The 12836-nt window shown below is 65.4% G+C and carries 13 protein-coding genes; 7 read left to right on the top strand and 6 right to left on the bottom strand.

The window, feature by feature from the left end:
• Positions 1–44: 44 nt before the first annotated feature.
• On the bottom strand, positions 45–653 hold the full coding sequence (locus ACQY80_RS11865; protein ID WP_428679716.1) for a TetR/AcrR family transcriptional regulator: 609 nt from the start codon (positions 651–653) through the stop codon (positions 45–47).
• Positions 654–737: 84 nt separating this feature from the next.
• Here ACQY80_RS11865 and ACQY80_RS11860 point away from each other — a divergent pair, with 84 nt between their 5' ends.
• Complete coding sequence (locus ACQY80_RS11860) at positions 738–2177, top strand: carotenoid oxygenase family protein (protein ID WP_428679714.1); 1440 nt, start codon at positions 738–740, stop codon at positions 2175–2177.
• On the opposite strand, the gene ACQY80_RS11855 is transcribed toward ACQY80_RS11860, so the two are convergent.
• Both ACQY80_RS11855 and ACQY80_RS11850 read right to left on the bottom strand, forming a co-directional pair.
• The gene (locus tag ACQY80_RS11855) at positions 2098–2958 is read right to left on the bottom strand and encodes an NTP transferase domain-containing protein (RefSeq protein WP_428679712.1); all 861 of its coding nucleotides are present in this window, start codon (positions 2956–2958) and stop codon (positions 2098–2100) included. The two genes, ACQY80_RS11860 and ACQY80_RS11855, sit on opposite strands and share 80 nt — an antisense overlap.
• Positions 2955–3977 carry a D-alanine--D-alanine ligase family protein gene (locus ACQY80_RS11850; RefSeq protein ID WP_428679709.1) on the bottom strand — a complete coding sequence of 341 codons (1023 nt, stop codon included), beginning with the start codon at positions 3975–3977 and terminating at the stop codon, positions 2955–2957. Before ACQY80_RS11850 ends, ACQY80_RS11855 begins: the two co-directional genes overlap by 4 nt.
• A gap of 136 nt (positions 3978–4113) precedes the next feature.
• Here ACQY80_RS11850 and ACQY80_RS11845 point away from each other — a divergent pair, with 136 nt between their 5' ends.
• Both ACQY80_RS11845 and ACQY80_RS11840 read left to right on the top strand, forming a co-directional pair.
• Positions 4114–5625 (top strand): hypothetical protein, encoded by a 1512-nt coding sequence (locus ACQY80_RS11845; RefSeq protein WP_428679707.1) that lies wholly within the window; start codon positions 4114–4116, stop codon positions 5623–5625.
• A 130-nt stretch (positions 5626–5755) separates the two neighbouring features.
• Positions 5756–6745, top strand: a complete 990-nt coding sequence (locus ACQY80_RS11840; protein ID WP_428679705.1) for a hypothetical protein — start codon at positions 5756–5758, stop codon at positions 6743–6745.
• Between the two features lie 100 nt (positions 6746–6845).
• On the opposite strand, the gene rplL is transcribed toward ACQY80_RS11840, so the two are convergent.
• Positions 6846–7217 (bottom strand): 50S ribosomal protein L7/L12, encoded by a 372-nt coding sequence (gene rplL / locus ACQY80_RS11835; protein WP_428679702.1) that lies wholly within the window; start codon positions 7215–7217, stop codon positions 6846–6848.
• 58 nt (positions 7218–7275) lie between these two features.
• Positions 7276–7791 (bottom strand): 50S ribosomal protein L10, encoded by a 516-nt coding sequence (gene rplJ / locus ACQY80_RS11830; protein ID WP_428685848.1) that lies wholly within the window; start codon positions 7789–7791, stop codon positions 7276–7278.
• Positions 7792–8152: 361 nt separating this feature from the next.
• Between rplJ and ACQY80_RS11825 the strand changes: the two genes are divergently transcribed.
• The 4 genes from ACQY80_RS11825 to ACQY80_RS11810 all read left to right on the top strand — a co-directional run bounded on the left by ACQY80_RS11825 (position 8153) and on the right by ACQY80_RS11810 (position 10025).
• Positions 8153–8593 (top strand): acetyltransferase, encoded by a 441-nt coding sequence (locus ACQY80_RS11825; protein ID WP_428679700.1) that lies wholly within the window; start codon positions 8153–8155, stop codon positions 8591–8593.
• Positions 8594–8795: 202 nt separating this feature from the next.
• A complete protein-coding gene (locus tag ACQY80_RS11820; protein WP_428679697.1) occupies positions 8796–9344 on the top strand; it encodes a PadR family transcriptional regulator in 549 nt (182 codons plus the stop codon).
• The gene (locus tag ACQY80_RS11815; RefSeq protein WP_428679694.1) at positions 9344–9667 is read left to right on the top strand and encodes a DUF2218 domain-containing protein; all 324 of its coding nucleotides are present in this window, start codon (positions 9344–9346) and stop codon (positions 9665–9667) included. Before ACQY80_RS11820 ends, ACQY80_RS11815 begins: the two co-directional genes overlap by 1 nt.
• Before the next feature lie 115 nt (positions 9668–9782).
• Complete coding sequence (locus tag ACQY80_RS11810; RefSeq protein WP_428685846.1) at positions 9783–10025, top strand: zf-TFIIB domain-containing protein; 243 nt, start codon at positions 9783–9785, stop codon at positions 10023–10025.
• Between the two features lie 12 nt (positions 10026–10037).
• Here the strand turns inward: ACQY80_RS11810 and ACQY80_RS11805 are convergent, their stop codons facing one another.
• The gene (locus ACQY80_RS11805; RefSeq protein ID WP_428679691.1) at positions 10038–12836 is read right to left on the bottom strand and encodes a DUF3857 domain-containing protein; all 2799 of its coding nucleotides are present in this window, start codon (positions 12834–12836) and stop codon (positions 10038–10040) included.

Here is a 12836-nt window from a genome sequence, read left to right as displayed (position 1 = left end):
ATTTCGTCGCAAAATCATGCGCTTTCGCGCAGCCCCGCCGGGGTTCAGTCGACCCCGCCAAAGGTCATACCGACCACCCGCTCGACCAGCGCGTCGTCCCACTCGATGCGGCGGTCGATTATCAGCATCGCAAGGCCATGGACGAGCGACCAGGCATGGAGCGCCGCGACGTCGGGATCGTCGAGATAGGGCATCGTCTGCGCTACCCCCGCGCGCAACAGGCTGTAACCCACTTCGCCGCCATTGACGCCGGGCTCGCAGCGTTCGGCCATCTGGCGGGTGAAGCTCAGCCGGAACACCGCCGGCTCGTCATAGGCGAAGCGGACATAGGCGATTCCGACCGCAAGAAAACCCGTGCGGCCGCCGCCGGCCTTCAGCCACGCCTGCGACTGGAGCGCGCCAAGCCGGCGGAGCCCCTCGTCGGCCAGCGCGTCGAGCAGCGCCTCCTTGTCCGGGAAATGGCGATAAAGCGCGGTCGCGCTGACCCCGACGTCGCGCGCCAGCGCGCGCAGCCCCAGCCCGGTCTCGTCACCGTCGCGCAGCCGCTTCAGCCCCGCCGCGATCACCGCCACGCGCAGGTCGCCATGATGGTAGGAGCCCGCACCCTTGGCGGGCGCATTTTCCATGTTGACACTGTTATCTTCTTCGATCATGTTTGCACCGTAAACATTTCGAGTCGCCCGCGCAACCCCACGCTGCGCGGCACCTTCGCAAACTTCCGCCCAAGGAGCATCACCATGGCCAGCAACGTCGAAAACCTGATCCGCGGCGCCGTCACCAAGGGCATCGTCAAGGTCGCCGATTTCAACCGCAAACGCCTCCCCCGCCCCACCGACGCGCATCCCTTCCTCACCGGTATCCACAAACCGATGACCGAGGAATTCACGCTCGAGGCGCTGCGCGTCGACGGCGAAATCCCCGCGGGCCTGACCGGCCGCTACCTCCGCAACGGCCCCAACCCGGCCGCGCAGCCCGACCCTGCCAGCTACCACTGGTTCACCGGCGCCGGGATGGTCCATGGCATCCGGATCGAGGGCGGCAAGGCCGACTGGTATCGCAATCGCTGGGTCCGCGGCACCGAAGCCTGCGCCGTACTCGGCGAAGCGCTGCCTCCCGGCCCGCGCGAGACCAGCGACGCGCCGAACACCAATGTCGTCGGCATCGCCGGCCGCACCTTCGCGATCGTCGAGGCGGGCGGCAAGCCGGTCGAGCTCGGTTATGAGCTGAACACCATCGCGCACAATCCCTTCGACGGGACGCTCGCCGGCAGCTACACCGCGCACCCGCACGAAGACCCGGCGACCGGCGATTTGCACGCCGTCACCTACAAGGGCGACGAGCCGAACAAGGTCTGGCACGTCGTCATCGACAAGGACGCCCATGTCGTCCGCGAGGAAGCGGTTGCGGTCAGCGACGGCCCCTCGATCCACGACTGCGCGATCACGGCGAACTACGTGCTCGTGTTCGATCTGCCCGTCACCTTCTCGATGAAGATGCTGCTCGGCGGCTATCGCTTTCCCTATGCGTGGAACGACGCGCATCCGGCGCGCGTCGGCCTCCTCCCCCGGAATGGCCGCGGCGACGAGATCGTCTGGGTGCCGGTCGAGCCTTGCTATGTCTTCCACCCAGCCAACGCCCATGAGACTGCGGACGGCAAGGTCATCGTCGACGTCGTCGCGCACGAAACAATGTTCGCGACCTCGAAGCGCGGTCCGGACAGCGAGAAGTCGCGCATGGAACGCTGGACCATCGACCCCGCCGCCGGCACTACGACGCGCGCGGTCATCCATGACCATGCCCAGGAATTTCCCCGCTACGACGAACGGCTGACGACGCAGCCCTATCGTTACATCTACAGCGTCGCGATTCCGGAGGCCGAGGACGCTGAATGGCAGCTCGCAGAAACGCGGCTATTCCGCCATGACCTCGAAAAGGGCGTGACCGACGCGCACGACTTCGGCCCCGGCCGCCATCCCGGCGAGTTCGTCTTCGTGCCGCGCAGCGAAAGCGGCGCCGAGAATGATGGCTGGCTGATCGGGCTGGTCGTGAACATGAATGACGAGACCACCGATCTCGTCATCCTGAACGCCGACGATTTTACCGGGTCACCGCAAGCTGTCGTTCACCTGCCGCATCGCGTTCCGCCTGGGTTTCACGGGAACTGGGTCGCGGATTGACCAGGTCGGGGCGCTTCATCAGCGCCTCGGTCACGCGAAGCGACCGGTCATTGTCGACATCGATCGCCGTCGCCCCGTTGCTTACCAGCAGCGGGGCGATATCGACTTTCAGATGGCGCGAAATGCGCTGGAAGATGTGGTGGATCGGCCCCAGCCCGAAGCGAAAGCGCAGCAGGTTGATCAGCCCGAAGGCCTGCATCACGCGGATCGGCTTTTTGACGAACTGGCCGCCGCCCCGGAACGCTTCGGCCGCTTTGAGCGCAGCGCGATCGCCGATCCAGTATGCGTTACAGTTCGACACCGCGACGTCTGAAAATTCATAGAAGCGCCGCTGGCCCTCGGGATGCACCGCGAGCACATCCTCGCGCCGCGCAAGAGCCACGCCAGCACCCGCGCCAAGCCGTGCCGCCTCGGCCCCGATCTCGGCGATCGTTTCGGGCGTAAGCAGGCAATTGTCGGCGGTAGTGATGAACAGCGGAAATTCGGCGCGGTCGGCCACGGCGAGCACCGAGTCCGCGAGATTGTCGGCAGCAGACACGATGACGAGCCGGTCGCCGAGCTCTTCGGTCACCGGATCGGCAATATCATCAAGCAACGTGCCATGATGCGTCGAGACAAAAATGCGCGTCGCGCTGGTCTTCGCCGCGCTAGAGAGCACATGCGCGATCATCGGCCGCCCTGCGACGGGAACAAGGCATTTGTCGCCGACACCATGCGCTTCGGCGAGCGCATCGACCGCGCCCGGACGACGACCTGCAAGGATGAGGATCGAGCCGCTCATGTCGCGTCGCGCCTTGCGAAACCGACGAGCTGGCGGATCATGCTTTCAGCGACGATCGTTTCGATGAGATCGGCCTGGGTAAAGCCAGCGGCAACCGCCGCGCGTCCGAATACTTTGTCGGACCAGAGGTTACAGTTGAGATTGACCTCAAGCAGCCGGACCTCGCCCGTCGCGAAGTCGATCCGGAATTCGAACCGGCCATAGTCGAACGGACGGAACACCTCGGCCATTCGTCGGGTATAATCGATGATCTGTTCGGCAAGCGCGCCGGCGTCGAACAGCTTCAGGCTGTATTTGGCGCTGCGATCGACCAGATCGCGCTTTTCCTGATAGGTGCGAAGGTGCGTCGGGTCGGCCTGCTCGAAAATCATCATCGGCAGCATCGTGGGCTCGCCGCGGCATGTGATCACCGGCACCTCGACATCGCTGCCGTCGAGGAAGGGTTCGACGATGGCGTCGTGATCGAGCGAATGGATTTCTGCGACGGCCTGCGCGAGTTCGAGGCGGTCGTGTGCATCGCGAATGCCCCACGAGGCCGAACTGTTGTTCGGTTTGATCACCCAGCGCTTGGCGGGCGGGCAGCGCGACACGTCGACCGGCGCGCCGCGGCGGAAGAGCGTCCAGGGGGCTGTCGGGACGCCGCGCGCCGCCGCTTCGAGTTTGGTCAGATGCTTGTCGTCGGACAGCCCGCGCACGATGGGCGAGGCGCCGACATAGGGAAGACCGAGCCGGTTGCAGAGCAGCGGCAGCAGCATCTCCGAATTATAGAAGCCCCCGCGGTTCAGGAGAGGAAAGACAAAATCGGCCTCGGGCCGTGTGAACAGCGCCGCATAGTCGTTCTCGACGACAAGCGGGATGCCGAGCCCTTCGAGAATCTCGCGCGTCTCGCGGTGGTAGAGCGCGTGATTGCCGTCGTCGGGATGCAGTCCGCCGGTCCAGCGGGCATGCTTGGCGATGAAAAGGAGCCGCTGCGTATCGCGCAGACGATCGGGCAGCCGCGTCGGTTCGGGATGTGTCATTCGCATGACCATCTTTCACCATGCCGAGGTTGCAACGCGATGACCCTTTGGTGACTGCGCTGAAACCAAAGCGCAAAATCACTGTCATCTTGCCGCAGTAGGTCCGTCGTATCCCTCACCAACCGGATGCCCCGCCATGCTGTTCGCCGCCAACGCCTTCGACGATCGCCGCTCGCCCCCCGCGCGGCGCCAAGCAGCCCGCCTTGCCGACGCGCTCGCCAGCGGAGGCGACCGGCGCATCCGGCCCGATGCCGGCGGCCGCAATCAATATCATGCGACAGTCCAGCCGAGCGATGCGCTGGCATATGGCTCCTCGACGATCAGCAGCATTTCGCAATATAGTTTCGATGCGTTGCTCGACGGCTGGCACGACCGGCTCGAACGGCCGATGGCCGCAAGCGACTATGCCGACGCACTGGCAATGTTGCGCCTGCGGATTGCGGACCATTTCGGCCTGACCGATACGTCGATCGTCTTTGCCGCATCGGGAACCGACCTCGAATATGTCGGCCTGGCTGCCGCGCATAACGGCCGGCCGATCACCGCCGTGCTGCTCGGCCGCGACGAAGTCGGCAGCGGGTGTATCCACAGCGCTGCGGGCCGTTTCTTCGCCGCCGAAACCGCCATCGGCGCGCGCGTCGTCGCCCAGTCGGCGATCGATCCCGCCTTTGCCGGAACCGAACTCGTCGACGTCGCGGTCCGCGACGCGGCGGGACGTCCCCGCGCCTCGGCTGCGGTGGCGGCCGAGCTCGCGCGCCATATCGACAATGCAGCCGCGCGGGGCCGCCGCGCAGTCGTCCATGTCGTTCATGGATCGAAGTCGGGATTGACGCTGCCCGCCATCGGCGATGTCGAGCGGCTGTTTGCGAGTCATGGCGATGCGGCAACCTTCGTCGTCGATGCCTGTCAGCTTCGCATGGCGCCGGGTGTCGTGCGCCGCTATCTGGCGCTTGGCTGCGTCGTCCTGATGACGGGATCGAAATTTGCCGGTGGCCCGCCGTTCAGCGGCATCGCACTCGTCCCGGCCAGCCTCCGCGATCGCGCGCACCCGCTGCCCGAGGGCTATCGCCGCGTCGCGACGCGCGCCGAATGGCCCGCCGACTGGCCCGGCGCTGACGTCCTCGCCGCTTCGGGTAATTTCGGGTTGCTCCTGCGCCTGCAGGCAGCCCTGTTCGAAATAGAGCGCTTTGCGGCCCTTCCCGAAGAGCGGGTTGCCGATGTCATCGCGCGCTTCAGCCACCACGTCATGCGGCTGGTCAAAAGGCTCGAGCTCGCCGAGGTGCCGGGCGCGGGCACGAGCTGCCTCGCAACCGAAACGCTGCGGACGCTGGATCTGTCGGTGCGCTGGCCCGGCTGCGACTTCGATGTCGCCCGCGCCATGCATGGCCTGATCGCGCGCCAGTCACGCCAGTGGCTGGGGCATGAAATCCGCTTGGGCCAGCCGGTCAAGACTCACCAGATGTCCGACGGGCGCCCCGCCGGAACACTTCGCCTGTCGCTGTCGATGCCGCTGATCGCGGAGCTGGTTTCACTTCCTTCGCCGGTGCTCGACGAGCGCCTCGATCGCGATATGTCGCTGGTCGGAGCAGCGATTTCAGCCTCGGCTTCCATGGCACTCGCGAAGCCCCAACCCGCCCCCATCGGCTAGTCGCAAAGCCGGTCGCCATACAGGGCGGGCCGGGCGGATTAGTCGCCCCGTCCCCCGGCGCGCACGTTCCGTCGCGGAAATCGTCGGTTTCGGGCAGCACTTTGCTCGCACCGTTCGTTTGCCCTTCACTATGATGAAGAACAACGCCCTCTCCCGCCCCGCCTTGAGCGCGATTGCCGCGTTCCTGGTCCTGTCCACCCCCGCTGCCTTTGCGCAGGAAGCACCGACCGTCACGATGACGCCGCCGGTCGCCCCGACGACCGTGCCGGTGCCGGCACCGGCTCCCACGATCGCCGCACCGCCAGCGACTTCGACCGCGACGCCGCAGCCGGTCATTCGCGTTCCGCTGGACCTTCCCCCGGTCGAGCCCGCACCGAAGGCGGCTGAACCGAAGGCCGCCGCGGCGCCCGCCCCCAAGCGCGTTGCTGCCAAGCCGCGCGAAGCCACGCCGGCGCCCGCCGCGCCGCGTGAAGCAGCCGCGCCGGTTGCCGCCGCGAGCGAACCGGTCCTTTCCGAAGCCACCCCCGTAGCCGCCCCCGTTCCAGTACCGGCCGAACCTGTGATCGATACCGCACCCGTTGCCCCGGTCGAACAGGCCGCGGCCGGTAATGATATGCTGCCTTGGCAGATTGCAGGCGGCGCTGCGGCGCTGCTGTTAGCCGGCGGCGTTGGCCTTGCCTTTGCGCGTCGCCGCCGTGCGTCGAGCGAGGTCTGGGACTTCGACGAAGCGCGCACCGAAGCTGAATGGGTTCCGGGAGCAGCGGCGACCGTTGCCGAACCAGCGCCCGAACCTATCGCGCCGCAGACCACACCCACCTTTGCCGCCGCGCCGAGCGGAAGCATGGGGCGTCACGAGGCAATGGCCATGACCGGCCCGACCCCCGAGAATCCCTTTGCGACCCTGCACAAGCGCCTCGCCCGCGCCCGCTTCCTCGATCGGCAGGAACGCGTCGCGTATGAAGCCACGCTAGCGGAGCAGAAGGACATGCGCCGTAAGCCTGCAAGTGCATGGGAGATCTCGCAGCGCGAAACCCCGGCCGCACCCGCCGAGCAGGAAGTGCGCCGCCTCGAACCGGGCTATGCACGCAAGGAGTTCAAGCCGGGCTGGACCCGCAACTAAGGCTCCTTTCCGGGCATAAAAAAAGGGCGGTGCCTCGCGGCGCCGCCCTTTTCTCTTGGATCGCAAGCACGGCGGGCGAACCCGCCGGACCCGAACCGAATTACTTCAGCTCGACAGTCGCGCCGGCGGCGAGCAGCTTGGCCTTGATTTCTTCGGCTTCGGCCTTGTTGACGCCTTCCTTGACGGCCTTCGGCGCGCCTTCGACCAGCGCCTTGGCTTCGCCAAGACCCAGGTTGGTGATCGCACGGACTTCCTTAATCACGTTGATCTTGTTGCCGCCGTCACCCGTCAGGATGACGTCGAATTCGGTCTGCTCTTCAGCAGCCGGGCCAGCAGCGGCAGCAGCCGGAGCGGCAGCAACAGCAGCGGCAGCCGAAACGCCCCACTTTTCTTCGAGCAGCTTCGACAGGTCAGCCGCTTCGAGGACGGTCAGAGCCGACAGTTCTTCAACGATCTTTGCGAGATCAGCCATGTTCATTCTCCATCAGAACCGGGATATCCCGGCAGTAAGTTTCAGGTTTAGTTCGAAATCACGCTGCTTCTTTGGCGGCATATGCGCCAAAAACCCGCGCCAACTGACCCGCCGGGGCTGCGGCAATCTGCGCAACCTTGGTGGCCGGAGCCTGCACCAGACCGATGATCTTGGCGCGGAGCTCGTCGAGCGAGGGAAGCGAAGCCAGCGCTTTGACGCCATTCACGTCGAGGACCACGTCGCCCATGCCGCCACCAACGATTTCAAGCTTGTCGTTGGTCTTGGCAAATTCCACGGCGATCTTCGCAGCCGAGACCGGATCGGTCGAGGTTGCAAGGGCCGTGGGACCGGTCAGCAGGTCGCCGATACCGATGTAGGACGTGCCATCGAGCGCGATTTTGGCAAGACGGTTCTTCGTGACGCGAAAGTCGGCCCCTGCGTCGCGCATCTGCTGGCGCAGCACCGTCGACTGAGCGACGGTCATGCCGAGGTTGCGGACGACCACAACAGCAGCAGCTGATCCCAGCGTAGCGTTCAGCGAGGATACGGCTTCGGCCTTTTCCGTACGATCCATGCCTATACTCCACTCATCTGCCCGGATGCGCGAGGCGCCGAAACGCTCGTGCCGCCGGGCGGCTAACACACGCAAAAGCCGGCGCGAGCCAAGGCTCACCTGCATTTGCGCAACGATGTCCGATGGGGTCGGTCAAGACGCGTCACCTGATTGCACAGGCGGGCGACCGAAAAAGACTGTTCCCCGTCTCGGCTGGAAATTAAGAAGGGCAAATCCCCTTCACCAACTGTCTCGGACGGAATCGAACGGGCCGGAGCCCGCACGACACGGACGCGCCAATAGCAGTAACGCCGTCCGAGTCAAGCGGCGCCGGCGGAAAAGGGCCGTTGGCCGCCGATCCACTCCCCGTTAGAGGAACCGGATGAAGATCAGAACCTCCACCCCCGCCGATAGCGCACATGCTGTCGAGATCTGGCAGCGTGCGGTCGATGCGACCCATGATTTCCTGACGCCCGAAGATCGCGCCGCTATCGAGCAAGAGGTCAAAGGCTTCCTGCCGGACGCACAATTGTGGCTCGCGGTCGATGCTGAGGATCGCGCGATCGCCTTCATGCTGCTCGATGGCAGCAATATGGAGGCGCTGTTCATCGATCCCGACTGGCGCGGCAAAGGTGTCGGAAAAACTCTCGTCGACCATGCTATCGCGCTGTGCGGGGCGATCACGACCGAGGTCAACGAACAGAATGGCCAGGCCGTCGGCTTCTACGAAAAGATGGGCTTTGTTCGCGTCGGCCGGTCGGATCGCGATGGACAGGGCCGCGCCTATCCGCTGATTCATCTGCGCTTTTCCCCGCAAAACTGACCGAAACTGCCAGCGTGATGAAAAATCGCCGCCGCCCCTTGCGTAAAATATATTAAGATATATCTTAGACGCATCGAATCGCATGAAGGAGTTTATGATGCGACATGAAATGAACCGGCATGGCTGCGACAATCGCCATGCCATGCACCGCGCAATGCGAGAATTTGGGCGCGAATTTGGGCATGAGGCCATGCGCCACGGGATGCACCGTGGTGGACGCGGCGGCCATGGCTTTGGCGGCCGCGGGTTTGGCGGACGCTTTCGCGACGATGACGAAGGCCGCAGCCGGCGCCGGCGTATGTTCGACAGCGGCGAGCTGCGGCTTGTTCTGCTCAAGCTGATCGCCGACGAGCCGCGCCACGGCTATGACCTGATCCGCCAGATCGAAGAGCTGACCGGCGGCGCCTATGCGCCGAGCCCGGGCGTAATCTACCCAACGCTCACCCTTCTGGATGACATGGGGCTGATCGCCGCGACCGAGAGCGACGGCGCCAAGAAGCTGTTTGCGATTACCGACGCCGGCCGCGCCGAGCTCGATGCGAACAAGGACGGCATCGAACGCCTGATCGCCCGCCTGACCGAAGTCGGCGAGGAACGGCAACGCACCGACAGCGCGTCGGTCCGCCGCGCGATGGGCAACCTGAAGGCGGTGCTGATGAACCGGCTCGGCGACCGTGACCTTGAAGAGGCGACGCTGCACGACATCGTCGCGCTGATCGACGAGGCCGCGCAGAAGATCGAGCGCCTGTGATGATGAGCGTCATCGCCAACACCCCCACGGCCCACGCGAGCAAATATCTGCAGCAGCTCTGCAAGCACTGGCAGCATAACCTCGCGGTCGAATTCACCCCCGAGCATGGCACCGTGGCCTTTCCCAGCGATGCGCGCGGTGCCACCTGGGCGGGCGACGCGCTGGTGACCTTCGATGCCGGGCCCGACGCGTTGTCGGTCCGCATCGACGCCAGCAGCGATGAGCATGTCGAGGCGATGAAAGGCGTCGTCGCACGCCACCTCGACCGCTTCGCCTTTCGCGAAGCACCGTTGGCGTTCGACTGGCGCGCTATTTCATCCTAAAGCCGGAGGCGAGGTGGGAGATTCGGCATATTTTGCCATGTCTTCGTGAAGGAAAGGAAATTCCGTGACCGAACCTCAAGGGCTGCTTTGCCCATCCTGCCGTGTCAGCCTTACGATGTCCGAACGTCAGGGCATCGAGATCGACTATTGCCCGCGATGCCGCGGCGTCTGGCTCGATCGCGGCGAGCTCGACAAGATCATCGAACGCAGCGAAGGCGCTGGCGCCCCGCCTCCCCCAAGGCAGGCCGCGCCGCAGCCGCAGTATCGCGAGCAGCGCCATGACGACGATCGGCACTATGCGAAGCCCTACAAGAAGAAGAGCTATACCAAGAGCTTCCTCAGCGACCTGTTCGACTGACGAAAATTCCGTCTAGGGCTTGAGACCGAAGCGCGCATAGTCGCGCTCGGTCGACGGCGACATCTGGCGCGCGATCGCCAGGTCGGTCGCGGCGTCAGCGTCGCGGCCGACCCGCTTGTAGACGATCGCACGCAGGAAGCGGCTCGATCCCATGCCCGGCACCTGCAACAGCGCGGCGTCGAGATCGCGCAGCGCATCCTCGTCGCGGCCCATCCGTATCCAGACGAGCGCGCGGCTGTCGAGGATCGCGGCGGTGCTGTCGCTGAGTTCCATCGCCGACGTGCAATCCTTGAGCGCGGTGTCGAGCTGGATGTTTCGCGTCGCCTTGACCCAGCAACGCTGGTTCAGCATCGCCGGGTTTCCGGGCTTGGTCGCAATCAGCGTGTCGAGTTCGTCGATCGCGGCCTTCGCATCGCCAAACTCGCCGACCATGGCCGCCTTTAGCATGCGATAATCGTCGCGCGTCTTGCCGCCCAGCGCGATCCGGTCGTCAAACAGCTTCGCCGCCGCCGTCACGTCGCCTCGTTCGGCGGTCAGGTTTGCGATCGCCGAAATCGCCGCGACCGACGAGGGATCGAGCTTGCGCGCTTCCTCGGCATCGGCAAGCGCACCAGCGAGATCACTCATTTCGCGGCGCGCCGAGGCGCGGTCGAGATAGGCTTCAGCCGACGGCAGCAGTGCGATCTGACGCGTCAACGTCGCCGCGGCCGCCTTATAGTCGCCGATCCCTTGCTGGAACGACGCGCTACTCGTCAGCGCCGTGACATTCTCCTCGTCGGCTTCGGCAGCTTTCTTTTTGTAAATCGCGTTGATCGCTTCAAGCTGCGTGCGCGAAGCCGCCTGCGCCAGCCCCCATCGCCGCGTCGCATTGTCGGGCGCGACGAGCCGCGGCGTCCGCGCGAGAATCGTCGCCACCTTGTCGCGTTCCGCCGCCACGCTCGTGGCCGGAATCTCGATCCCGCTGGTCACCAGTGTCTCGTCGACCGTCAATATCCCATCGGCCAGCGTCGCCGAACGATTGACGTCGAACCCGGCGAAGCGGTCGGCAAGCGGTGCCTCACCATCGATCGTGTAGCCGCGCCCGCCATCGGGAAGCCTGATCCGCAGCCGGTATCGCGCCCGATCGGGCGCCGCGGTGGCAACAGGGATGTCGGCCCAGGCCGCGCGTGCGCGGTCAGGCTCGAACGCGATCATGTCTGGGACGCGCGACATCCAGCGCTCGGTCCGCAGATCCTCTCGGTGCCAGCCCGACCCGAACACGCCGCGCGCCTTGATCGTTACGCTGCCGTCGTTCGCGTCGGGGGTCGCGACCAGCGTGTCATATTGCGCCTCGCCGACATAATGCTGCAGGAATTGCTCATGGAGGTTTCGCGCTTCCTTCGGTCCGAGCTGAGATCCCGCCAGCGTCAGCAGATTGGCGAGCTGTCCACGCACGACCATGTCGAGGTTGATAACCGACGGCAGATCGACGCTCGTACTTTCGTCGGCGTCGACCTGCAGGTCGATCACCGGCCGCGCCGGCGCACGCAGCGCGATCTTTTCAGGCGCGGCGCCGGTGCTGCGAACCGGCAGGACATAACCGAGTGCAGGCGTGTCGCGGATGTCGCCAAGCCGCGTACCCAGCATCGTGCCGTCGAGCCACAGACTCTCGCCGCCGATCGTCGCGCGCACCAGCACATGGTTGAAAGCGAGCGCACTCGGCACGCGCTGGGGTATCATGTCGCCAAGCGCGGCGTGCGCCATCACCGGCTCGGCGTCGATCTTCATCGCGCGCAGCATAGAGAGCAGAAGCAGTGTCTTCGCCTTGCAGTCTCCGTAGCGCACCTCCCACGTCTTGGTCGGCGTCTGCGGCACATAATTGCCGCCGTCCATCCCGACCGCCAGATAGCGGACCTTGTCCTGCACCAGTTGCAGCGCCATCGCCGCGCGCTTCACCGGATCGTCGGTGGCCTTCATAATCGCGGCGACCTCCCCCGCCAGCGGGCTGCCGTCGGCGATCGTTCCTTCGGTCGCATAGAGCGGCGCCATGATCTTCGATACGTCGGCCCAATCGGCAAAGGTCGATGCCTCGATGATCGGCAGACGCTGATACCGGATCGGCGCGTCCTCCGGAATTTCGGTGGGCTTGGGCAGCGGGACCGGAATCGGCAGTTCCATGAAATCGCCGACGCGGCGCGCCTTCGGATCGGCGCCCTTTGCCTGCACCTTCCACTGCATCGCCTCGCCGCCCCGCCACGACAGCTTATATCCTGCCTGCCCGACGCGCGCGGGTTCGGCGATCAGCGGCATCGTCGCCTGCGCCCGGCCGCCGAGCGCGTCGTCCTTTACCGTCGTCGACATCCGTAGCCGCAGGATGTCACCCGCGCGCAACCCCTCGACGGGCAGCGTCGCCGACAATATGCCCGTCAGTTCGCGCTGTTCGAGCGACTGCTCGCGGCGCAGCACGGTGAACTTCTGCCCGCCCGCCAGCGCGTCGATCTCCGCCCCGTCGCGCACGATGACGAGTTGGTGGATGATCAGATCGCCCTTGTCGGGCGCCCAGGACACGGTGACATTGCTGTATTGCGCCAGCTCTTCGGGGGTGTTTAGCTTCATCGCCGTGTCGGCATAATTCCACACCGTCGCGCCATCGATCCGCTGCTGCATGTCGAGGATCGCCAGGCCCGCCGCAGTGCCCGACGCATTGGCGAGCTTCGCCGGCGTGATCCATTCGGGCGCGGGCTGGTACAGCGGCTGTTCGCCTGCCATCGCCACGCTCCCCGGCGCGACCAGCATCGTCGTCGCCAGCGCCCACCGCACCCATCGGGTCAT

The organism is Sphingopyxis sp., from assembly GCF_965279755.1.
Taxonomy (GTDB): Bacteria; Pseudomonadota; Alphaproteobacteria; order Sphingomonadales; family Sphingomonadaceae; genus Sphingopyxis.
This window is presented reverse-complemented; position numbering and strand designations above follow the sequence as displayed.